The 23,269-nt window shown below is 65.4% G+C and carries 18 protein-coding genes; 13 read left to right on the top strand and 5 right to left on the bottom strand.

The annotated features are described in order from the left end of the window. Window positions 1-23 precede the first annotated feature (23 nt). Both LDO41_RS06195 and sctU read right to left on the bottom strand, forming a co-directional pair. On the bottom strand, window positions 24-2,003 hold the full coding sequence (locus LDO41_RS06195) for an FHIPEP family type III secretion protein (RefSeq protein WP_223983284.1): 1,980 nt from the start codon (window positions 2,001-2,003) through the stop codon (window positions 24-26). 1 nt (window position 2,004) lies between these two features. Then, window positions 2,005-3,078 carry a type III secretion system export apparatus subunit SctU gene (sctU, locus tag LDO41_RS06190; protein ID WP_223983280.1) on the bottom strand — a complete coding sequence of 358 codons (1,074 nt, stop codon included), beginning with the start codon at window positions 3,076-3,078 and terminating at the stop codon, window positions 2,005-2,007. A 268-nt stretch (window positions 3,079-3,346) separates the two neighbouring features. Here sctU and LDO41_RS06185 point away from each other — a divergent pair, with 268 nt between their 5' ends. From LDO41_RS06185 to sctC, 10 genes are all read left to right on the top strand, one after another. Next, a complete protein-coding gene (locus tag LDO41_RS06185) occupies window positions 3,347-3,841 on the top strand; it encodes an HrpB1 family type III secretion system apparatus protein (RefSeq protein WP_223983277.1) in 495 nt (164 codons plus the stop codon). 12 nt (window positions 3,842-3,853) lie between these two features. Further along, window positions 3,854-4,348, top strand: a complete 495-nt coding sequence (locus tag LDO41_RS06180) for a hypothetical protein (protein ID WP_223983274.1) — start codon at window positions 3,854-3,856, stop codon at window positions 4,346-4,348. 5 nt (window positions 4,349-4,353) lie between these two features. After that, window positions 4,354-5,115: a type III secretion system inner membrane ring lipoprotein SctJ gene (sctJ, locus tag LDO41_RS06175; protein ID WP_223983272.1), complete on the top strand. Its 762-nt coding sequence runs from the start codon at window positions 4,354-4,356 to the stop codon at window positions 5,113-5,115. 41 nt (window positions 5,116-5,156) lie between these two features. Beyond that, on the top strand, window positions 5,157-5,696 hold the full coding sequence (locus LDO41_RS06170) for a type III secretion protein HrpB4 (RefSeq protein ID WP_223983270.1): 540 nt from the start codon (window positions 5,157-5,159) through the stop codon (window positions 5,694-5,696). Then, a complete protein-coding gene (sctL, locus tag LDO41_RS06165; RefSeq protein WP_223983268.1) occupies window positions 5,693-6,466 on the top strand; it encodes a type III secretion system stator protein SctL in 774 nt (257 codons plus the stop codon). Before LDO41_RS06170 ends, sctL begins: the two co-directional genes overlap by 4 nt. Next, on the top strand, window positions 6,463-7,785 hold the full coding sequence (locus tag LDO41_RS06160) for a FliI/YscN family ATPase (RefSeq protein WP_223983266.1): 1,323 nt from the start codon (window positions 6,463-6,465) through the stop codon (window positions 7,783-7,785). Before sctL ends, LDO41_RS06160 begins: the two co-directional genes overlap by 4 nt. A gap of 3 nt (window positions 7,786-7,788) precedes the next feature. Beyond that, entirely contained in the window at window positions 7,789-8,304 is a 516-nt protein-coding gene (locus tag LDO41_RS06155; protein ID WP_223983264.1) for a hypothetical protein, read from the top strand. Window positions 8,305-8,307: 3 nt separating this feature from the next. After that, complete coding sequence (gene sctT / locus LDO41_RS06150) at window positions 8,308-9,129, top strand: type III secretion system export apparatus subunit SctT (RefSeq protein WP_223983262.1); 822 nt, start codon at window positions 8,308-8,310, stop codon at window positions 9,127-9,129. Between the two features lie 165 nt (window positions 9,130-9,294). Further along, entirely contained in the window at window positions 9,295-10,743 is a 1,449-nt protein-coding gene (locus tag LDO41_RS06145) for a helix-turn-helix transcriptional regulator (RefSeq protein WP_223983259.1), read from the top strand. Beyond that, the gene (sctC, locus tag LDO41_RS06140; RefSeq protein ID WP_223983256.1) at window positions 10,736-12,763 is read left to right on the top strand and encodes a type III secretion system outer membrane ring subunit SctC; all 2,028 of its coding nucleotides are present in this window, start codon (window positions 10,736-10,738) and stop codon (window positions 12,761-12,763) included. Before LDO41_RS06145 ends, sctC begins: the two co-directional genes overlap by 8 nt. 48 nt (window positions 12,764-12,811) lie before the next feature. On the opposite strand, the gene LDO41_RS06135 is transcribed toward sctC, so the two are convergent. Further along, window positions 12,812-13,102, bottom strand: a complete 291-nt coding sequence (locus LDO41_RS06135; protein ID WP_223983253.1) for a hypothetical protein — start codon at window positions 13,100-13,102, stop codon at window positions 12,812-12,814. Window positions 13,103-13,317: 215 nt separating this feature from the next. On the opposite strand from LDO41_RS06135, the gene LDO41_RS06130 reads away from it, so the two are divergent. Then, window positions 13,318-15,525 (top strand): HrpF/NolX family T3SS translocon protein, encoded by a 2,208-nt coding sequence (locus LDO41_RS06130; RefSeq protein WP_223983250.1) that lies wholly within the window; start codon window positions 13,318-13,320, stop codon window positions 15,523-15,525. Between the two features lie 49 nt (window positions 15,526-15,574). On the opposite strand, the gene LDO41_RS06125 is transcribed toward LDO41_RS06130, so the two are convergent. Continuing rightward, window positions 15,575-17,104 (bottom strand): CoA-acylating methylmalonate-semialdehyde dehydrogenase, encoded by a 1,530-nt coding sequence (locus LDO41_RS06125; protein ID WP_223983248.1) that lies wholly within the window; start codon window positions 17,102-17,104, stop codon window positions 15,575-15,577. A 630-nt stretch (window positions 17,105-17,734) separates the two neighbouring features. Between LDO41_RS06125 and LDO41_RS06120 the strand changes: the two genes are divergently transcribed. Beyond that, window positions 17,735-18,514, top strand: coding sequence for a response regulator transcription factor (locus tag LDO41_RS06120; protein WP_223983246.1), 780 nt, complete (start codon window positions 17,735-17,737; stop codon window positions 18,512-18,514). A 67-nt stretch (window positions 18,515-18,581) separates the two neighbouring features. On the opposite strand, the gene LDO41_RS06115 is transcribed toward LDO41_RS06120, so the two are convergent. After that, window positions 18,582-18,983: a lytic transglycosylase domain-containing protein gene (locus tag LDO41_RS06115; protein WP_223984259.1), complete on the bottom strand. Its 402-nt coding sequence runs from the start codon at window positions 18,981-18,983 to the stop codon at window positions 18,582-18,584. Between the two features lie 316 nt (window positions 18,984-19,299). Here LDO41_RS06115 and LDO41_RS06110 point away from each other — a divergent pair, with 316 nt between their 5' ends. Continuing rightward, on the top strand, window positions 19,300-23,250 hold the full coding sequence (locus LDO41_RS06110) for a hypothetical protein (protein WP_223983244.1): 3,951 nt from the start codon (window positions 19,300-19,302) through the stop codon (window positions 23,248-23,250). The last annotated feature ends 19 nt before the right edge of the window (window positions 23,251-23,269 follow it).

Genomic DNA, 23,269 nt, shown 5'->3' with positions numbered 1-23,269 from the left:
GTATGGAAGAGCCGGCGGAACGATCAAAGCGACAGGCTGCCGACCAGTTGCAGGTCGATCTCGCCATTGAGTTCCTGAAACGAATACACATCGAGCCGCTCGAAGCGGCGTTCGATCAAGCGGCGGAAGTAGCGACGGATATCGGCCGCGGTCACCACCGCGAGGCGATCGGGCGGACCCTCGCCATTGGGACCGTTGGCGAGTTTCTCCAGCCGCTGCAGGATCATCTCGATCACGCGCGGCTCCAGCGTCAGGAAGTTGCCGGCTGGCGTTGGCTTGATCGACTGGCGAATGGTCTGCTCGAGCTCCTGATCCAATACGATGGCCGGCAGCTGGCGCGAGCCCCGCGTGGCACGGTGCGCGATCATGCGACCGAGGTCGCTGCGCACATACTCGGTCAGCATGACCAGGTCCTTCTCCTTCGGTCCCCACGCCACCAGACTTTCCAGAATCGAACGGATATCGCGGATAGGAATCTGCTCTTCGAGCAGGCGGCGCAGCACATCGGCAATCTTCTGCACCGGCAGCGCCTTCTGCGCTTCCGAGACCAGCCCTGGGTACGTCGCGGTGATGCGTTCCAGAATCCACTGCGCCTCCTGCACGCCGATAAACAGCCGTGCCTCGCGCCGCAGCGTCTCCACCGCATGCTCGGCGATGCGCGCTTCGCGCTCGGCTTCGGGTGTCTGGCTGCCGGCCGCGCCCAGATCGCCCGACGCCACCGGCACGTCATGCACGAGCACGTCGTAGCACAGGCCCTGCAGATGCTCGTCGCCCCAGAACACAATGCCGGGGAATGGCAGGCCAAGCTCCTCCGCCACGGTGCGCCGTCCGGTCTCGAAAGCCTGATCGAGCTTCTCGAGGTCGAGCTTCTCGGCCAGCTCGCGCGACAGCTTGACCGCCAGCGGCGCGGCAAAAGCGGGGGCATTGCGCAGGATGCTGCCGGTGTCCTGCTTGGCGCCTTCGCGCTGCAGTGAGGTCAGCGCTTCGTCGGAGTCATTGTTGCGGCGGCGCGCGGCACGGCGTACGGCATGACCGCCACCGTAGAGACCGCCGGCCAGCAGCAGAAAGATCGTGGACGGAAAGCCTGGCACCAGTGCGAAACCGGCCAGCAGCACCGACGCGGTGGAGAGCGCGCGCGAGCTCGTGGACAGCTGCGCAAGAATTTCCATGCCGAGCGAGCGCGGCTTCTCGTGCTCCTTCGACACGCGCGTGATCATGATGCCGGCGGCCACCGAGATCAGCAGCGACGGGATCTGCGACACCATCGCGTCACCGATCGACAGCACCGAGAAGCGCGAGGCAGCCTCCGAGGCGGTCATGCCGTGGTAACTGGTGCCGATCACGATGCCAGCCACGATATTGACCATCGTGATAACAAGCCCGGCAATCGCGTCGCCTTTCACAAACTTCATCGCACCGTCCATGCCGCCGTGCAGCTGGCTCTCGATGGCCAGCATCTCGCGGCGATCGCGTGCTTCCTCGGCGGTCATATTGCCCGCACGCACATCCGCGTCGATGCTCATCTGCTTGCCGGGCATGGCGTCCAGCGTGAACCGCGCACCCACTTCGGCGACGCGCTCGGAGCCCTTGGCAATCACGATGAACTGGACGGTCGTGATGATCAGGAACACCACCAGGCCCACCACGAGGTTGCCGCCCACCACCAGCTGGCCGAAGCTTTCGATGATGTGTCCGGCATCGGCCTTGAGCAGAATCGACTTGGTGGAGGCGATGTTCAGCGATAGCCGGAATAGCGTAGTGAACAGCAGCAGCGAAGGGAAGGCCGAGAGCGACGTGGCACTGGGCACGTACATCGTCGCGGTCAGCAGGATCACGCTGAGCATGATGTTGATCGATAGCAGGGTGTCGATCAAGATGGTCGGCAGCGGCAGGATCATCAGTGCCACGATCGCGACGATCAGGGCGGCGATACTGATTTCGCCGGAAAAGTCGCGTAGCACGGTATTCGTGGCCGCTCCTTGTGACGCGCGTGGGGTGGACATGTCAGTTGGCCTCGGGTTGGTCGTGGGTGTCGGCCGCCGGCGTCAACTGGGCGACCCATGCGAGCACTTCGGCTACGGCTTCGAACAGCGACTCGGGCACAGCCTGCTCGAGCGGAACGGTGTACAGCGCGCGCGCGAGCGGCGGCGCCGGGATGATCGGTACGCCATGGGCCTCCGCGCGTTCGCGGATGGCCAGCGCCTCGGCATCGACGCCCTTGGCGATCACGCGTGGCAGCCCGTGTTCTTCGGGCACGTAGCGGATGGCCACCGCGTAGTGCGTGGGATTGACCACCACGGCCTGGGCTTCCTCGACCTTGGCCGTGGGGCCACTCATGGCGTTCTCGCGCGCGATGGACTTGCGCTTCGATTTGATCTCGGGGTTGCCTTCGGACTCCTTGTGCTCGCGCTTGACTTCGTCCTTCGACATCCGGTGTTCGCGAATGAATAGCCAGTACTGCAGGCCGTAGTCGGCCGCGCCGATCAGCAGAAACAGCACGCCAGATGCGGCGATAAAGCGCCACAGCAGAATCCACACCACCGCGACCACATCGGCAATCGACTGGTAGGCGAGGGCAGCCGTGGTCGGCAGCAGCAACATCGTGAGCTTGGCCAGCACGGCGACCAGCACCGCGGCCTTGAGCACCATCTTGAGGAGGTCCAGCAGGGAACGCAGCGAGAACAGTTTCTTGATGCCAGCCGCCGGGTTGATCGCATCGAGCTTCAGCTCGACCGACTTGAACGAGACGTTGAAGCCGGTCTGGGCGACCAGCGCGGCCGCTGGCAGGAGCAGCGCCGCGCCGAGTAGCGGCATCAGAACCCATCCGGCCTCGATGCTGACCGCGAGCATGAATGCGCCCACGTCGAAGCGGGGTGAGGCGTTGCGGCCGACATCGAGCGCGATATGCATGAGGTTGCGCAGATGTTCACCCATGAACGGTGCCGCGAACGACATGGTGGCGCCGGCGCCGATCAGCAGCGCGCCGGCGGCAAGGTCGGTGCTCTTGGGCGACTTGCCCTCGCGTTTGGCGTCATCGAGCTTCTTGTGTGTGGGGGCTTCGGTCTTTTCGTCGGACATGACGCGCGCGATTCGCATCGCTCAGGCTGGCAACGCTGGCGATGGTGCTTGCGTGGCGTCCGGCGCGCGCTGACGTACCCGAAGCCGGGCGGCGAGGGGCGAAGTGCGGTCGGGAAGGGCGTCGGCGGCCGGCCCGGCCCGCGGCCTGCCTCCGCGCCCTGCTTTCGCGACCTTTCGCCCCGGGCGTGCTGTCTTCGCATGCGGACCGGGTGCCTGCGCTGGGGGGCACCACACTCCAGTCCCAGATTCCGTCCCGCTGGAGACCTTCATGCTCGACATGACCGAATGCCCGGATTCCCTCGTATCCGCCCTGATCGAACTGCTTGTCACGAGCGTGAACAAGCAATACAGCCACGAGGCGGAACGCCTGCTGGCGGCCTTGCACGTGATGAGGCCGCGCTTCCGGGAGCTCCATATCTACGACGTCTGGCTGATGATGGGCCGCAAGCGCTACGACGATGCCGCGCGCACGCTGCGCGATCTCGAGTCGCAGACGCTGCAGGCGCCGTTCAACGCCTATGTGGCCGCGCTGCTGGCCACGTGCCTGTTCTCGCTGCGTGATCCGGGCTGGCAGATGTTTGCCAATCAGGTGCTGTCGCGCGAGGAGGATCCCGAATCCGTGCGGCTGGTGAATCTTCTGATGGGCCGCAAGGAGGAGGATGCCGGCGCCGCCCTCATTACCAAGGAGCGCGCTGCCGATCGTTCCACCGGTCGTTCGTCGGAACTCTCGCCGTATTCCACCACCCACTTCCTGCGCGTCTGAGGAGAGCCCCACATGTCCATGATCGATCCTTCTATTGGGGCCATTCAGGCCATCAGTGCCATCGATGGTCCGTCCCGCGTGAGCCCGGCCATGGCGGCGAGCGCCTCCGGCCCGTTCCCGCCGTCGGGCGTTGGTGGCCCCAGCGATCCGACGAGCGTCTCGAAAACGGCGGTGCCACCGGCGTCGGCGGAGTCCGAGACGCGCTTCCGCCAGCTACTGGACCGTGCCGCGTCCGATATGCAGACGCGTAGTCTGGAGGCCAGCCCGACGCAACGGCCGTCCGCGATTACCGAACTGGTGGGCGCGCAGGACGATATGTTCAGCCAGTTGCAGCATCGTGTGCAGGCGTTTCAGGAAGCCGCGCCATCGCTCGATCAGCGCGAGTTCACCGCGCAGATGGTGCAGCTGCAGTACCAGCTGGCGGATTCGATGGCCCGCATCGAGCTGGGCGTGGGCTTTGCGCAGGGCGGCAAGAGCGCGGTGCAGAACCTGATGAAGAACCAGTAGCGGTTATGGCTCCCTCTCTCTTGCGCCCACGCTGGCTGGTTGGTCTTTTGCTCGTGTTGTTGCTGACGGGCTGCAACAAGCAGCTCTACTCGCAGCTGACCGAGAATGACGTCGACGAGATGATGAGCGTGCTGTTCGACGCGGGGCTGCGTCCGGACAAGGAGACGCCCGACAGCGGCAAGACCTGGACGCTGACGGTGGCCAGCGACGACTTCCCCGATGCGATGAAGGCGCTGCGCGCGCATGGCCTGCCGCGCGAGAAGTACGCGAATCTTGGCGACATGTTCAAGAAGGAGGGGCTGATCTCCACGCCCACCGAGGAGCGCGTGCGCTTTATCTATGGTGTGTCGCAGCAGTTGTCGGCGGTGCTGTCGCGCGTGGATGGGGTGTCGTTTGCCAGTGTGCAGATCGTGTTGCCCAACAACGATCCGCTCTCCAACGTGGTCAAGCCGTCGTCGGCGGCGGTGTTTATCAAATACCGCCCGAATACCGATGTGGCATCGCTGCTGCCGAGCATCAAGAACCTTGTGATGCATAGCGTGGAGGGGCTCACGTACGAGAACGTGAGCGTCACGTTTATTCCGGCGGAGGTGCAGCGCAGCGTGCAGCGCAAGACATCAACGTGGCCGATCTGGAGCGCGGTGGGTGTGGCACTGCTGGTTGCGCTGGGCGTGGCGGGTTTCCTGCTGCGTGATCGGATTACCGAGGCGATGGCACAGCGCCGACGCGGCGCGCGGGCACGGCCGGCTACCGGAGCGGCAACGTGACGGAGGTCGTGCCGCGCGCCGATGCTGGGCAGCCGGACGCCTTGACACTGACGTTGGCCGCGTTGCATGAGTACGAGGCCCGGTTGTGCGAGGGGTTTAGCTTGGGCGGCGCAGCGCGCTGGCGTCGCGCCGCCACGCTCGCCAGCGTGGTGCCCGCTGACGCGTTCCTGCGTCCGCCCGCACGAGTCTGCGTGGCGTCGCCCGCGCGGCGGCGGCAACTACTGGCATTGCGCGCGTTGTTCGCGCGCCGCTCCGCGGTGCGGCGCTGCATCGATCGCGCCGGCCTGTCGGCGATGGGCGTCGCTGTGGGCGGCAGCAGTGTGCTGACACTGCTGCGCGGCGCGGCCGCCGAGGACGGTGAAACTGTGCTGGCGCTCCCGCCGGCGCTTGAGGCCGACGCGCTGGCGCGCGACGGCCTCGCCCGGCTGCTCGCCGGCGAACCGGCGGCTGCTGCGCTGGCCACGCTTGCCGGCTATCCGGGCAACGAAAGACACCCGGAGCGCCTTGCCCTGGACCATACGCAAGCCGAGAACACGCGTTTTTTCTTCCGCCTGTCGCAATGGATGCCGGAGTGGACATGATCGTCTGGCTCGACCGCAAGCAACGCTATCGGGAGCGCGTCGGCGTGCAGGGCGATGTCCTGCGTGCGGACGAGTACGCCGCCGTGCTGTCGATAGACGACGCGTTGGCGCGCGCCGAAACGGAGGCCCGCCAGATCGTCGGTGACGCCCATGCGCAGGCTGCCGCGATCCGTCAGGCGGCGATCGCGCATGCCGAGGCCACCGACGCCGCCGCGCAGGCACGCTGGGAAGCCGCCGCGGCACAGGGCTACGAAGAGGGCCTGCGCCGCGCGCACGACGAGGCCAACGCCGTGATGCTGCACGAGACATACGACGCCTATGCCACGATGGCCAGCGCGCAGGCACGGCTCGCGCATCTGGTCATGGCAGCAGTAGAGCGGGTGGTCTGCGAGAGCGATCGCGACGCGCTGTTCGCGCGCGTCACGCTGCGATTGCAGCGTTTGATCGACGAGGCGTCGTTCGTCACGCTCACGGTGCACCCCGACGATGTGGCCCGCGCCCGCGAGGCGCTTGGCCTGCTGCGCGACACCGTCGGCCGCAATGCCGCGTTCGACGTGGTGCCGGACGCGGCCGCGCCGGCCGGCAGTTGCCGCTGCGAATGGGACAACGGCGTGTTCGTGACCAGCCTCGACGAGGAGATGGCCTCGCTGCAGCGACTGCTGGAGCGCGAACTGATGGCCTCGCCCGCGCCCACTTCGTTCGAATCGGCCGATGAGGGCCAATACGCCAGCGCGAATATCGACGAGAACCCTCACGAGATGACCGCATGAACACCATCCTCGATTTCGCCGACCGGATCGATCGTGCGCTGGCCACATCCGAGGGCGGTGCGCGTTACGGCAAGATCGTCGAGGTCACCGGCACGCTGCTGCACGTCGGCGGGCTCGACGCCTCGCTCGGCGAGATCTGCGAGCTGCAAGCACCGTCCGGCGCGCTGCTGCAACGCGCCGAAGTCGTCGGCTTCAGCCGCCGCATGCTGCTGCTGGCCCCGTTTGGCAACACCGTCGGCCTGTCCCGCGCCACTCGCGTAGTCGGCAGCGGCCGCGCACTGGCCATCGGCGTGGGCCAGGGTCTGCTCGGCCGCGTGATCGATGGCCTTGGCGAGCCCATCGACGGCCTGGGGCCGATCGAGGCCACGCAATATGTCCCGGTGTTCGCCAACGCCCCCGACCCGATGCGCCGCAAGCTCATCGACACCGCCATCGCCACCGGCGTACGTGCCATCGACGGCCTGATGACCCTCGGCGAAGGCCAGCGTCTGGGCATCTTCGCGCCGGCTGGCGTCGGCAAAAGCACCTTGCTCGGCATGCTGGCACGTGGCACCGACTGCGACATCAGCGTTATCGTGCTGATCGGCGAGCGCGGGCGCGAAGTGCGCGAGTTTATCGAGCTCATCCTCGGCGAAGCCGGCATGCGCCGCACGGTCGTGGTGTGCGCGACCTCGGACCGCTCGTCGATCGAACGCGCCAAGGCCGCCTACGTAGGCACAGCCGTAGCCGAGTACTTTCGTGATCAGGGCCTGCGCGTGCTGCTGATGATGGACTCGCTCACCCGCTTCGCCCGCGCCCAGCGCGAGATCGGCCTCGCCGCCGGCGAGCCGCCCACGCGCCGCGGCTTCCCGCCATCGATCTTTGCCGAACTACCGCGCCTGCTCGAACGCGCCGGCACCAGCGACGTCGGTTCGATCACCGCGCTTTATACGGTGCTGGCCGAAGACGAAAGCGGCAGCGATCCGGTTACCGAGGAAGTGCGAGGCATTCTGGACGGCCACCTGATCCTCTCGCGCGATATCGCGTCCCGCAATCGCTATCCCGCAATCGATATCCTCAACAGCCTGAGCCGCGTGATGCCACTGGTGGCCAGCCAGGACCATATGGCCGGTGCCGGCCGCATGCGCAAGCTGCTCGCACGCTATGCGGAAGTGGAAACCCTGCTGCAGGTCGGCGAATACCAAAGCGGCAACGATCCGCTCGCCGACGAGGCGATCGCACGGCACGAAGAGCTCGAAGCCTTTCTGGGGCAGGGCACACAGGAACACGCCGAGGCGTTCGAGACCGCTGGCATCGTTATCAGCTACGCGCAGGAATGATCCATGAGTCAGACCATGCGCGCCTGGCGCACCGTGCTCGTGGTCAAGGTGCGCGCGGTCGATCGCGCCAACGAGGCCCTGCGCGCGCGGCGCGCGGAACTACGCGAGCGCGAGGCCGCCGTAGCCGCCGCACGCGAGGCCCGCGCGCAGGCGCAGGCCCGGCTCAATGCAGGTCGGGCCGAGTTGGCGCGTCTGCTTTCGTCGCGTGACCTCGCGCCAGCTTCCTACCTGATGCACGTCGCCTACCTGCGCTACCTCGAGGACGAACTGAAAGCCGCCGATCAAGCCATCGAAGTAGCCGAGCGTTACCGCGTCTCCGCCCAGCAGAAGGTCGATACCGCGCAGCGCGCGTTGCTGCGTGCAGAGACATCGCGCGACACCTGCAAGGAACGGCTGCAAGCCATGATCGACGCCGCTCAACGCGCCGCCGAGGCCGCCCTCGACGAAGAATCCTCCGAAACCGCCGCCGCACGGCTGCACGCCCGCAAACGCACCCGCGCCGCCGCGCGACCCGCCTAGCCCATGCTCGACTCCGCGATAGACGCCAACACGCTCGGCGCGCTGCTTGCGCTCAACACGCAGGCCCATGGGCTGCTGTTCCTGATCGCGCTCTCCGGCATTCGCGTCACGACGATCTTCCTCGTGCTGCCGGCCATGTCGTCGCAGGCCGTGCCCGGCGCGGTGCGCGCGGGCGCGTGCTACCTGATGACGTGGTTTATCGCTGCTGGCCAATCGCCAGCGGCATTCGAGAACCTCACGATTCCCGACATGTTGCTGCTGACGATGAAAGAAGCCTTCATCGGCCTGATGATCGGTTACCTGGCATCGATCATCTTCTGGATCGCGGAATCCGCGGGCACGCTTATCGACGATCTGGCAGGCTTCAACAACGTGCAGATGACCAACCCGATGCACGGCGACCAGAGTACACCGGTCGCCTCGCTGCTCGTGCAACTGACCATCACGCTGTTCCATATCTCGGGCGGCATGACCGTGCTGCTGGGCGTGCTATTCGAGTCGTACCACTGGTGGCCATTGATCTCTGCCGTGCCGGACCTCGGCAACGCCGCGGCCTCGCTGGCAATCGATCAAGGCAATGGCATGCTGAGCACTGCGGTCAAGATCTGCGCGCCCATCATGCTGGCGCTGGTGTTGATCGACGTCGGGCTATCCATCATCGGCCGCGCCGCGGGCAAGCTCGAGCCGAACTCGCTGAGCCAGCCACTGCGCGGCCTGATCGGCGTGGTCCTGCTGGTCGCCATGATCGGCGCGATCTCCGTGCAAGTACGCGATGCCATCCACTTCACCGGATTCTCCAGCCTGCTCGAGAAGCTGCGTCACTGACGCATGCGCGAACGAACATCGAGCGAAGAAATTCACCGCGTAAAAATTGAGAATTGCGTGTGAGTTTCTTGAGTTTGATGCGAGCGCTTCTTCGCTATCGTTGTCTCAACTTCTGCTGGAACGGAAGCCCCAGGCAACGACGCATAACGAAGAAGGGGAAGTCAGATGGTGAGCGGAATCTATTTTGCGCTGGCAAGCGGCATTGCCGCCCGCGCGCATCTGCCGCGCTACGCGCAGGCAGTGTTCGAGGCTGACTGGCAACAGGCCTACGCGTTGGTGGCGGATGCCGCCGACGGCGACGAGCGGCAGCTGGGCGTGACGGCGATGGTGCGGCTGCAGGCCCTGTCCGACGCGCTGGCCTTGCGCGACCTCGATGAAGAAGCAGAGCAAGGCTATGCACGCGCCCAGCGCGTATGCCGCGACGCCGAGCAGCTTCGACTCGTATCGTGCCGCAACACCGGCTGGCAGGCCTTCAAGCGCAACCGCACCAGCCTGGCGCGCAACTGCTTCACGCGCATCATGCATGACGATGCCGCCAGTGCAGCCGAACGAACTGAAGCGGCGCTCGCGCTGGCGCTGATTGATCATCAGCTTGGCCACCAGCGCGCGGCCGAGCATGCGATTGCCCAGGCGCGCAACAGTGCGGCCATGGCCGACGACAAGCTGTGGGCGGAACTGGTGGAACTGCTGGCGCTCGATATCGGCATTCAGTTGACCATCCGCTGGTCGCCGGGGCTGGCCGACCATGTGTTCTGGCAATCGGTGCGCGCAGCTTCGCCATCCTCATTGCCGCAGGATGCGGCGGTGGCGGCGTCCTTGCGCGGCATCGCGAGCGGCCCGTGGACCCTCACGCTCATGGCGCGTCACGCGTCCTACCTGACCGAACTCGCCGCCACCGCCGCCGGAGACGGCGACGCGGCGCGCATGCTGCCGACGCGCATGGATGCGTTGTCCCTACCGGAGCGCACGGTGGTACACGCGCATATGCGCATCGATTCGCTGATGGCCGCGCTCGGCGGCGGCTTCTCGTTGCTCACGGACCGGCTCTACAGCACGCTCGACAAGCGCGGCGATACCGCTGGCGCGGTGCGTGGTCATCTGGATCTGCTGTATGCGAGCGGCAAGGTGGCTGCGCTGCGCGGACAAGTGGCCTCCGCACTCGATCTATGGATGATCTATTCGCAGGAAGCGCTGCACCGGCTGCGCACCGAGGTGATATCGATGCGCGCGCAGGATCCGCGCGCCGATTCTGCTGCCCAGGCCCGCGCGGATGATATCGCCGGACGTCTGCCCGCCAAGTACCGTCGCGCCTATCTCTACATCGTCGAGAACATCGGCCACAGCACGCTGACCACGCGCGAAGTGGCTGCGCATATCGACGTGACGGAGCGCGCGTTGCAGATGGAGTTCAAACGATCGCTCGGGATGTCGCCCAGTGCGCTGATCCGTCAGTTGCGGCTGGAAGGCGTGCGCGGCGAGCTGCTCGACGACACGCGCACACAGGCCACCGTGCTCGACACCGCCAGCCGCTGGGGCTTTACGAGCCGCTCCTCGCTGTTGAAGAACTATCGCCGCCAATTCCACGAATCGCCGTCCGAGACCATCCATGGCTAACCGATCCCGCAACATTGCCTTTCGCGCGCGCCGGCCGCTGCGCACCGCTGCCATCGGCCTGGTACTCGGCTTGCAGGCGTTCTCGGCGATGTTCGCACCCGCGGCGCTGGCGGCGCCGATTCCGTGGCGCTCGAGCAATATCAGCTATGTGGCGGACCGCAAGGACATCCAGGAAGTGCTGCGCGATATCAGCGCCAGCGCGGGCGTGGCCGTGCAGATCTCGGCGAAGGTCAAAGGCACCGTCAGCGGGCGCTTCGACACGCGTCCGCAACTGATGCTCGAACGCATGGCGGCGACCTTCGGCTTTATCTGGTACTACGATGGCGCGGTGTTACGCATCTATAGCGCGGACGAGGTGGTATCGACCACCATCGGTCTGTCGGCGGCCTCCACCGCGGCGCTGCGCCGCTCGCTATCCAAATTGCAGATCGAGGATCCGCGCTTTCCGATTCGCTTCGACGACGACGCGCGCACGGCGGTGGTGTCCGGCCCGCCGCGCTATGTCGAACTCGTGAACGACGTGGCCAAGCTCGTCGATCAGAATCATGTGGATCAGCAGCACGGTCAGGCCGTGCGTGTGTTTCCGCTGCGCTATGCGTGGGCCTCGGACCATACCGTGACCGTCGATGGCCAGTCGATCACGATTCGCGGCGTGGCCAATATGCTGCGCGACCTGTATCAGCCCGATGGCGGCCGCATCGGTTCGCAGACCGCGCCGCAGTCGGATGCGCGCCGCCTGCGCAATGTCTCCGAGACCGATACCGGCTCGCCGGGCGGCGGCAGTCGTCCGCGACAACCCGAGTCGCAGGGCGGCTGGATCATTGGCCTGCCGGGGCTGACCGGTGGAGGCGGCGGCGGTGGCGCCAACGCGCCGTTGCCCGGTGGCGCGGCGGCAGGCGAGGGCGGGGCTGCACCGGCGGCACGTCGCGGTGGGCGCGTGACCGACGTCTATCCGGAGGATCGGCCGATCATCCAGGCCGATCCGCGCACCAACTCGATTCTGGTACGCGGCCGTCCCGATCGCATGGGTTCGTTCCAGTCGCTGATCGAAACCCTCGACGTGCGGCCCGCCGTGCTCGAGATCGATGCCAATATCATCGAGATCACCGACAACGCGCTGCAGCAGCTCGGCGTCGACTGGCGCGCGCATTCGGGCCATGTGGACTTCGAGATCGGCAACGGACAGAACGCGCAGGCTGGTTATCCGGGCTCGCTGAATCCGAACGGCTTCGGCAACCCCAACGACCGTGACCGCGCCGGCAACACGCTGCTGCCGACCACGCCGGTGGGCGGCGTGTTCACGGCGGTGCTCGGTGGCGCCGGCAAGTACCTGCTGTCACGTATCAGTGCGCTGGCCCAGACCGACCAGGCCACGCTGAACGCGAGCCCCAAGGTGGCCACGCTCGACAACGTCGAAGCCGTGATGGACAACAAGCAGACCTTCTATGTGCCGGTGTCCGGCTACCAGTCGGCGGATCTGTACGGCATCTCGGCCGGCGTGTCGCTGCGTGTGCTGCCGATGATCGTGCCCGGCTCCGACAATGGTGGCGCGCCGTCGCAGATCCGGCTCAACGTGCATATCGAGGATGGCCAGTTGACGTCGCAAACCGTCAGCAACCTGCCGGTGGTATCGAACAGCACGATCGACACGCAGGCCTTGATCTCGGAAGGCGAGAGCCTGTTGATCGCGGGCTATACCGCGGTACAGGACCAGCGGCAGGAAACCGGCGTGCCGGGCCTGTCGAAGATCCCATGGATCGGCGGGTTGTTCCGCTATCGCAACCAGTCCGGGCAGAAGTTCCAGCGTCTGTTCCTGGTGACGCCGCGCATCCTGCGCGCACCGAGCCCGGCAGACCTCAATGGCGATACCACCAGCGGTCCCACCGGCATCGTCGGTACGCTGCCCGCGGTGCCGACCGTGGTGCGCGATGTGCGCGCGGTGGCGGGTATGCGCACGGTGTCGGCCCAGCGCGCGCCGTTGCCGATGCTGCCCGCCGCCGCCGTGGCGGCCGCGCCCTGACGGCAAAACGCCCGGCGGGGCCGGGCGTTTCTCGTCGCGGACGAGGCGTCATTCGTCGCTGTCGGGATCGGGCGGTTTGTTTTTGCGGGCCTGCCCGATGATCATCTGGCCCACCTGCAGGACCAGCTGCGTCATCGCGCTGTTGAGCACCGACGGATCGGTCGTGCCGCCGGAGCCATCGTTATTGCCATTGTTGGGACCATTCGGGCCATTGGGACCGTTTGGGCCGTTCGGACCATTCGGTCCGTTCGAACCGTTATTGCCGTTCGAGTTGTGGCCACCGGCCGGAGGCGGCGGTGGCGGCGGCGCGTGAGAGCCGTTGCTGGGGATACGAGCCATGGTGTGGTCGTGACATGACGTGGATGGAGCCCCGACAGTAGAAAGCATTCGCGCGTGACGCGAACGCGCCTGCGAACCGGCGATAGCGGTGGCGAAGCGGTTCGCATGGAGCCGCTGCGTTTCGCATCGGGCCCGCCACGCATTGGGGTGCTTCTCATAATCCTCCCGAGCCCCGGCCCGTGCCGGCGTCATTCACGTCAGCTTATCGAGAGGCAATGATGGAACTTCGAATCACCGCGGATCGCCCAGATACGACCCTGCCGCCCACCACGGTGGACGAACCCCCAGCCGATACCACTGCGATCGATGAGCAGGTGGGCGCCATGTTTCGGACGCCGCAGGCACCGGGACGCGTTCTGCTGCCGGTGCAGGGCAATGCGCCGCAGGTGCTGGCCGCACCGGTCATGATGATGCCACTGTCCCAGCACGGCCCGGCCCAGTTCCTTGCGCTGCCGCGCGATCCGTCGGTGATCGCGGCGGGTCTCGATGATCCGGCCGAGTTGCCGATCGATCTGTCGGCGTATGGCGTCAGCGCGCCGGTCACGCTGCCTTCGGCGCCCTTGACGCCCGCCTTGCCGATTCACGTCAATACCGGCCTCGTGATTCCACCGGGCACCGAGCGCCCGGCAGTACCGCCTCAGGTCACCACCGCGGTGGTCGACCAGCCGCCCGTGGAGGCGCCGCCCGCCGATGCACCGCCGGTCGAGACGCCACCGCAGCAGCCCCCCGAACCGCCGTCGTTCGGTCAGGCCGCGCGCACCGTCTACAACTGGATGGACACCGATCCGTCGATGCAGGGCAAGATGCTTAGCTACGACGATGTGGTGGCGCTTGCCAACAACGAGAATGCACCGCCCGAGCTGCGTGCGGCCGCGCAGGCGCTGACCGCCGATGGCGGCGCGCAGTTCAAGGAACACCTCGGCGGCAAGGACAACATCGCGAGCGGCAAGGACTTTTCCAACTTCATCATCAAGGACGACAGCACGCCGCTGAACGACGCCGATATCCAGACCATCGCGGTGCTGGGCCGTCATCAGAAGGACTTGCCCAAGAACGAGAAGGACATTCAGGCCAAGATTGACGACCCGAAGACGCCCGACGATCTGCGTCAGGCGCTGCAGCAGATGCAGAAGAACCCGTCGCTGATCGCCATGGTCGACTCCGGCAAGAACGGCAAGGTGGACGGCAAGTTCTCGGGCAAGGATATCGAGCGGTTGACGGAGCGCCGCGGCGAGATTCGCGAGTTCAACCAGCAGCAGGCGGCCATCTTCGTCGACAACTATATTCCGTCGGACGAAGCCGATAAAGATGCCAAGCCGCGGCCGATGACGCAGAACGACGCGATGCGCGAGATGTATCGCTATTCGGACTATCTGCCCAAGAACATCTCGCGCGAGACGCTCGAGGACATGGTCAGTGGCACCGGTGGCATGGGCAAGATGCCGCCGCAGGTCATCGCCGCCGCGCAATACATGCTGCAACATCCGGATGCCTTCGCGCAGATCGCGCCCGGTGGTTCGATCTCGCGCGGCCACCTGTGCGATGCGATCTCGCACGAGATCAATCTGAACCCCGACGAGCGCGAAACCATCAAGACGCTGCAGGACAATCGCGGCACGTTTTTCGATGGCGGCACCATGAACCGCGACAAGCTGAAAAAGATCGCCGACGATCCCAACGCGAGCGAGTCGGTGAAGAAGGCGGCCAACCAGCTGCTCAACGATCCGCTGCTGTTCGGCATGCTCGACAACGGCAAGCGCGGCCATTCTGGCGATCCGATCCACGCGGCAGACGACGGCAAGATCAGTGAAGCGGATCTCGACAAGTTCGTTGGCAACCTCAAGACCAAGGATCAGCCGCCACCCGAGATTCCGCCGTCGCACGAGCCGACCACGCCGGAAGCCCAGGCCGCCGCGGGCGCGATGATTGCGGGCACCCAGGATCAGCCCGAGGAGAAGAAGTCGAAGGGCGGCGGCTTTATGAAGTTCCTGCAGGGCGTGCTCAAGGTGTTCTCGAAGATCGTCGAGATCGTCGGTCAGATCGTCAGCGCGGTGGTCAAGATCATCCCGGGCGTGGGCAATCTGATCGCGGGCGCGATCTCGGTGGGAACGAGCTTTGTCTCGGGCCAGCTGAAGGTGGCCTCGGTGGCGGCCGGCGGTGGCAGCAAGGCGGAGATCGAAGCGGCCGAGAAGGAAGCTGGCCTCGATCTGGCCGGCGCCGCTATCAGCGGCATTGGCGTGCCCGGCGCGGGGGCGTTTATCAAGGGCGCGGTCAACGTGGCGGAATCGGCCGTGGAGGGCGCGGCCACGCGTACCGTCAAGGAAGTCCTGCCGGAGGCCATCAAGGACACCGCGAAGGATCAGGTCACCGACGTGGCGTACAACGAGGCCGACAAGGCCTATCACAAGGCCACCGCCGGTTGACCAGAGTGCCGGGAGTTCGCTCCCGGCCCCCTGGTTCTATCGATCCAGCTTACTTCGACGAGGGCAGGGCAAACTCCGCACCCTTGTCGATGCTCTCGGGCCAGCGCTGCATCACGCTCTTGTAGCGGGTGTAGAAGCGCACCGCTTCTTCGCCGTACGCATGATGATCGCCGAACAGCGAGCGCTTCCAGCCGCCGAACGAATGCCAGGCGGAGGGCACCGGACTCGGCACGTTGATCCCCACCATGCCGGCCTGGATCTGCCGCGTAAAGGCGCGCGCAGTGGCGCCATCAGCGGTAAAGAGCGACACGCAGTTGCCCAGCTCATGCGCATTCACGAGCGCGATCGCGCTGGCCAGATCCGGCACGCGCACCACCGACAGCACCGGTCCGAAGATCTCCTCGCGATAGATGCGCATATCGGCTGTCACGTCGTCGAACAGTGAGCCACCCATAAAGAAGCCTTCCTCGTAGCCCGTTGGCGGTGCCACGCCGCGGCCGTCGACCACGAGCTTCGCACCCGCCGCCACGCCCGATTCGATATAGCCCGTCACCTTCGCATGATGCGCCGCGTTGATCAGCGGACCCATGTCCAGATCGAGCTTGTCGTTGATACCCGCACCCATTCTGAGCGCGCGCACGCGCGGGGCCAGGCGTGCAATCAATTCATCGCCGGTGCGGCCCACGGCCACCGCGACCGACGTCGCCATGCAGCGTTCGCCCGCCGAGCCGTAAGCCGAGTTGATCAACGCTTCCACGGCCTGATCAAGATTGGCATCGGGCATCACGACGAGGTGGTTCTTGGCACTGCCCAGCGCCTGCACGCGCTTGCCGTGCCCCGCGCCCAGACCATAGATATGCTCGGCCACCGGCGTCGATGCCACGGCGGAGACCGCGGCCACGTCGGGATGCGTGATCAACGCGTCGACCGAATGCCTGTTGCCATGCAACACATTGAACACGCCCTTGGGGAAACCGGCTTCCATGAACAACTCGGCCAGACGGATCGAGGCGGAGGGCGTACGCTCGGAGGGCTTCAGGACGAACGTGTTGCCGGTAGCGGCCGCCATCACGAACATCCAGCAGGGCACCACCATCGGAAAGTTGAACGGCGTGATGCCGACCGCGACGCCCACCGGCTGCCGCAGGTTCCACGCGTCCATGCCCGCGACACTCTGATCGGTGAAATCGGTCTTGAGCAGGCTGGGAATGCCGCACGCCAGTTCGACGATCTCGATGCCGCGTACCACTTCACCCTTTGCATCGGAGAGCAGCTTGCCGTGATCGCGCGTAATCAGCTCGGCCAGTTCGTCGGCATGCGCCTCGAGCAGTTCCTTGAACTTGAACATCAGTCGCGCGCGCTTGAGGGGAGGGGTTTCGCTCCATGCGGGGAATGCCGCTTTGGCAGCGGCGACCGCGGCGGCCACCTCGTCAACGTTGGCCACCGGCACACGGCCCGTGACGCGGCCCAGCGCGGGGTCCAACACATCGTTGAAGCGCCCGCTGACGCCTGCAACGCGTCGACCGTCGATGAAATGATTGAGCTCGCGCGCAGGCGCGGCTTGAGTTGCTGCGTTCATACACTACCCCTGGTTCGTTAGCGAACGGCGCGCTTGCCGTCGCTGTTTCCAAACCAGTGTATGAATTGTTGCCCCGCGCGGGTGGGCTGGCTGCCGCGTCTGCGGGCCATTTGCTATGGGTTTCTGGCCATGGGCCTGAATGCCGCAGCGCTACTAGTCAGCAAGCATATCCGGGGCAGGTCACGGCAATGTTTCATGCCATCTGCTTATTCGCATTTGGAAACAAAATGTAAGCGGATGTTTTTTGGCACTTTCAGGTCGATTTCGGGCTTTGCCGTGCTTTTGCTAAATTCCGCACGATTTTGGAAAGGCGAGATAGCCAAAGTGGGGCACGCGCCGTGCGAGATACACACCGATCGCTGCACGTTAGCCGCACACGCACGTTAACCGGCTGCGTGCGTGCGGGCGATGTAACCGGCTCCATTTACAGTTTTGCAAAAGACTCTGATGAACCGCACGCTTAAGTTCCTTATCATCAGCCTCGCATTTAAGTCTGTCTTAAGCCGTATTGCACCACCCCAACAATAATGCCGCCACAGCCATTCCCGTTGACAGGAAGGGCGCGCTCGTAGCGGGAGCGCGGCGGCAGAAGCTCAACATTGCGGTTCAAACCAGAAGGGGTAATCCTCCGTGAAACTTGCCTTGCTCACCCGGAATCAGGCCGTGCGGCAGACCATTGCGGCGTTCTCGACGATGGAGTCCGACTGGAATCCTTCTTACTTCCATGATCGGCTCGACCTCCTGCGTCATCTGGCTTCGCGGGAGGCCATCGATGTGGTCGTGATCGACGCGGACTTCGATCTCGATGCGGTCAGCCGGATTGCGTCCTGGCGCGCATGTCATGCGCGCAGCGACTATGCGATTCTCGTGATCGGGCAGTTTCCGCAGCGCGACGCCATGGCGCGTGCCTTTGCGATGGGCGGCGACGATATCGCGGTGGGACCGTTCCACGTCGAGGAGCTGCATGCGCGCACCGTGCATTGCGTGGCGCGGTTGCGCGAGCAGTCGAGGCAGGTCACGCATATCGAGATCGGCGAGTACCTGCTGGACCGGCCATCGCAGACCGCGCTCCTGCGCGGGCAGAACGTGGGCCTGACCGCGCGCGAGTTCGCGCTGGCGTGGCTGTTCTTCTCGCTGCCGGGCGCGCTGCTGACGCGGCCGCGTATTGCGATGGACATCTGGGGTCAACCGCCCGAGCAGGTGGCTCGCGCACTCGAACAACACATCTACAAGGTGCGCCGCAAGATGTGCCTCGATGGCGAAGCCGGATTCAAGCTGAAGGCGGTGTACGGCGGTGGGTATCGGCTCGACGCGACGCTAAGCGCCCGCGCGGCGGACGCCACGCTGGCGCGCGCGGCGGAGCAGGGCAAATCCCTGTTGGGGCTGGAACTCGCCATGCAGGCAGTGTAGAAGAGCAGGTTGGGCAAGACGGGCGCCGCCGTGGCGCCTTTGAGATGTGGCTTAACTCGGGGAGCGACTACTGCGTGCCAGTGTCATGTCCCCAGCGCCGCAGCACGGCCTGCACCTTGGCGGCATAGCCATCGCGCAGTGTGGGCGTGGCCGAATGATAGGCACCGACGGCCGCCCACGTGTTGCCGTAGCGATCGACCTGCTTGCGCAGGTGCCACGCCGCGATATACACGTTCTTGCAGGGCTCCATCAGCGTCGACGCATCCACGCCGTACTCGGACAGCTTGCGCAGGTGGATCGAATTCACCTGCATCACGCCATAGTCGATCGAACCGTTCTGGTTCACATTGCGCGCATCGGGACGATTGCGCGACTCCACCCATGCGATGGCACGCAGCACGTGCGGATTGACGTGATGGTACGCGGCGGCCTCGTCGAAACAGTCGGCGTGCGCCGCGTTGCAAGCCATCGCGTTCAAGGCAGCGACGGCAGCCACAGTAGCCAGGCCGTGGCATTCGAACCGGAATGGGCGGGACAAGTCGGATCTCCGGAAGGGAAATAGCGCGAGCGTAGTCATGCGCCGCGCCGCGCCTCCGCCAACGGTTCGGCATCGGCACACACGCTTCGCATGCGCCGATGCCGCATATCGATATGGCATCGATGTTTCGCTTTTCCACGTGCCATTTCGGAAAGCGCCCGCGACATCCGGTGCGATTGCGTACTAATTGTCCATGGCGTCGGACATCCAGTGCCGGACGCCGTCATGCACAAGGAGAGTCAAAACCATGCCAGCCCCATCTGCCGTCGCCGGTCCAAGTTCGAAACCCCTCGATCACGAGCTCGAGGTCTACACCGGGAGGCGCAATCCCGCCAAACTCGACAGCCGGACCAGAACGCGCGCTCCGGCTCGACCCGATGGCCTGGCGATCCGGGAAGGTGCCGTTGCCGCCGAACCGCACACCGCCATGCGCCGCGGGCTGCCCGCGGCGCATGGCGAACTGCCGGCTGCACTCGAGCGCAGGCAAACCGAGCTGACCGCCGCGGCGGACGCATTGCGGGCAACCCCCAATCCGACGGAAGCCGCGCTGAAGACGTACGACGATGCCATGCAGTCTTACCTGAACGAGGTCAGCACGCACCTGCGGCAACTGTCGAAGGCGCCGAACGCCGCGGTGACGCCGTCGCTGCAACAGTACGCGGGCAATGTGGCGGGCGCTTTCACCAACAACGCACTGAGTTTCCTGATCCCGACCATCATGTCGGTGCCATTCTCGGAAGCGCGCCATCAGACGTACATGTACTCGGTTGCCCTGGCGTTCGCCGCCGCACCGGCCGGAGAGGCGGCGGCGTGGGTGCAGCGCACCCTGGGCGGCGCCACACCGCAACTGCGCATGTCCTACGGCGGTTCTGCCAATGCGGGCTCCTACAAGGCCATTGCGGGGGACCTGCTTCTGGCGATGACCAATCTCGCGCTCTACGGGCTATCCAGCGCATTGCTCAGCCAGAGCTCCTGGATGAGTGGCAACGCGAACGGGCAGATCCTCAGGTCGCTCATCTCGGGCGGGGTGATGAGTCTCGCGGGGCAGGGCGTGGTTTCGATGGGGGCGAAGCATACGCTGCAGCGGAATGGCGTTACGGATGCCAAGGACCTCCCCGAGACCGCGCATAACCGGACCATCCGCGACGGGATCTATCTGCAGGCCGATGGACCGTGGATGGACCGCACCACGTCGGCGATCAAGACGCAGGAGGTGATTTCGAAGATCATCGGCGGCGTACTGGGTGCGGGCGTGTATGGCCTGATCCGTGGCGCGGGCGAGAATATCGAGAACAAGCCGGGACAGAATGCGCTGACGGTGTTCTGCGGCATCGGTGCCTACCTGCTGATCGCCCAGGTCGTACGGCTGGTGTTCACCGCGACGGCCGCCGATCCGGGCAAGCACGCCAACAAGTTCGGCATTGCCGCGAGCGACGTCGTGTCGCGGCAGATCCGGTCTTCGGCGTTCGATCGATTCGAGAACATGCTGGATGCCGTCGGCGTTGGCATTCGCGAGAATCTCATGTCGGCGGGCGGTGTCAGCCGCAAGGCGGAGTACGACGATGCCATGGCCGTCCTGAGTGGGGCGGCATTCCGCGGCCGGGCGGCCGACCAGCTCGACGATCATGGCAAGGCCACGGCCATGGAGTCGCGCATGCAGGCCGCACTGGACGCCTTCAAGGAAGGTGCCGAGCCGCTCACCGGCACCGAGCACGAAATCGTGCGGATGCTCGAGACCGTGATCGAGTCGATCGGCAAGACACGCGAGAGCGCCGCGGCAGGCAATCCGATCCAGCCGGATTTGCAGGACATCGGCAATCGCATTCGTGACGTAGAAGCGCTGGTGCTGCAGAGCGTGTTCCAGAACAATGGTCTGTCTGGCTTCGTCGCGCAGAATCCACGCGTGATGAAGCTGGTGGATACGCTTATGCCGACGTTCGCGGCAGTGCGCGAGGGTGACCGGCGCGCCGGTGCACAGGCGTTCGTGTCCAACCTGACCGCCTACGCGGAGGGCCATAAGTCGGCGGAGGAGGTGCTGATGGCGCTGGCTCCCGATGGCCATCAACGTGTGCTCGCGCGCGACGTCGCCGACGCGATCAACGCGCTGCCCCCGGGCAAGGATCGGACCGAATTGCCGGGGATCATCGATCGCATGCTCAACGAGGCGTTCAAAGGAAAGGTTCCGGACCGGCTCGCGTCGAGCATGCTCGTGCTGCGCAATCAGCTGAATCCTGTCCTCGTCTCCAATGAACCACGCGTCCAGGCGTTCATGACGCGCTTCGCGAGTCCGGAAGGTGCGACGCCGGACGGGGCACGGGTCATCGCCGATCAACTGAAGACTGCCTTCAGCAGCGGCGAGTTCACGCCGGGAGACTTTCTCCGCGTCGTCCAGGAACGGCAGCGGCAGGCCCCGGACGGACCGGTGCGGGAAGATGAGGAAGCGGCGGCCGGAGTCGGCCAGCAGGAGCTGATGCAGCGGATGCGGAGCGCGCTGCCGCGCGGCTTCGAGGAGACGCTCGCCCGCGAGTTCCCGATCGATGCCGACGCGACCCTGCAGCATGCGGCGGACGAGATGGTGTCGTCGCTCTGGCGCGACCAGCAGGCGATGCCCGAAGTGCATCGCGGCCTGATGGCGGGTGCCATGAGCCTGCGTTTCAGCGGCGAACTGGTCGACCTTGCCTTTCCGCCGCAGCACGATGCGCACTTCCACCCGACCAGCTACTCGGGACGCATCAACTCGCTGAGCCAGCTCGTGGGCTACATGGATCGCAACAATATCCAGATCACGAACCTGGCGGGTATCCCCTCGCAGGTCTATCTGCCAACGCCCGAGCGCAAGTACTACGCCAACTCCCAGCACCCGATCGACTACCGCGACCACGACTTTCCGCTTGCCGGCCAGTTTCAGAAGCTCTCGGACAAGGACAAGGACCGCTTCGATCTGAGCATCACCGGCTTCGACGTGACCAATGGCCCCAATATCTCGCAGGCGATCAAGGACCGTCTGCGCGAGTATCCCGGCGTCTTCAAGGCGGTAGGCGAGGTCACGCTGAAGAAGGAGATCATTTCGGGCAAGAACCCGCATAACCCCATCATCAATGGTCCTGCCACGCAGGAGTTGTTCAACGCGTGCGCGCAGGCCGGCCTGCCGCTGATCCTGCATTGCGATCGTAGCGAGCCGGGATCCAAGGATCAGTACGCGCAGCAGGTGTTCGCCGCGATCAGGCAATGGGTCGGGCGCATGGAGTACAAGAGCAACGACGTGCTCGCCACGCTGCCGGGCGCCAAGGATGTGCCGCCGATCGTTCCGAAGATCGTCTGGGCGCACGGCGCCGGTATCTCGCGCTTTACCGCGGAGAGCAAGGACCACACGCAACAACTCGATACGCTGCTGCGCAGTCCGGAATTGATGGCGACCGCCGCCGACGGTACCCGGAAGCAGGTACTGTCGCTGGACCTGTCGTGGGATTTCATCGCGCATGACATCCTCGAGAACGTCTACGACCAGTTGCAGACGGAGAACCTGTCGAAGCCGATCCGCGACGGCATCCAGAATCTGCTGCGCCTGTACAAGGCGTTCTCGGAGGAGGGTGGCCGCTCGGACAAGGCGGACGATCTGGGAGACAAGACGCTGGCCGCCATGCACCGCATCGGCGGCAGGGGCATCGGGCGGGAGTACATGGAAGCGGTCGCCAATTTCAAGGCGGTCGTGGAGCGGGAGATGACCGACGAGCCTACCCGGAATGCGTTCCTCCGTCTCACCGAAGCGCCTGGCGATGCGGGCAACAACTGGCTCTATATGTTCCGTCAGCATCAGGATCGGCTGCTGTTCGGTACGGACGCGCTGGCGGTCGGTATCAAGGCGCACGGAGAAACGGCGTATGCGCTCAACACTCAGGTCCTCACGCCGATGTATCACATCTTCGACGCACTGGCCGCGCATGTGACGGTGCCCGCGGACCAGCCGCCGCTGAGCGGAATCTCCACGAAGATCGCGACGAGCAACTACGAGGGCGTATTCCGCGATCCGGATGTGAAGGCGCGCCGCGACGCGTACGAGGCCATGCTGTTGAAGGAAGCACCGGCCGAGCACTCGACGAATGCGCGTCCGCAACCGTTGGTGTCGCAGGAGGATGAGGGCCTGCGCCGCACCGCAGGGAACAGCGCTGCCGCCGCTCCGGCGACGACGGACGCCTGACCGGAAGGGACTGAAGCTG

This window comes from Cupriavidus pampae (assembly GCF_914271485.1).
GTDB classification, from domain to species: domain Bacteria; phylum Pseudomonadota; class Gammaproteobacteria; order Burkholderiales; family Burkholderiaceae; genus Cupriavidus; species Cupriavidus pampae.
Note: the sequence above shows the minus strand (reverse complement) of the source record. Positions and strands in the feature narration are given on the sequence as shown.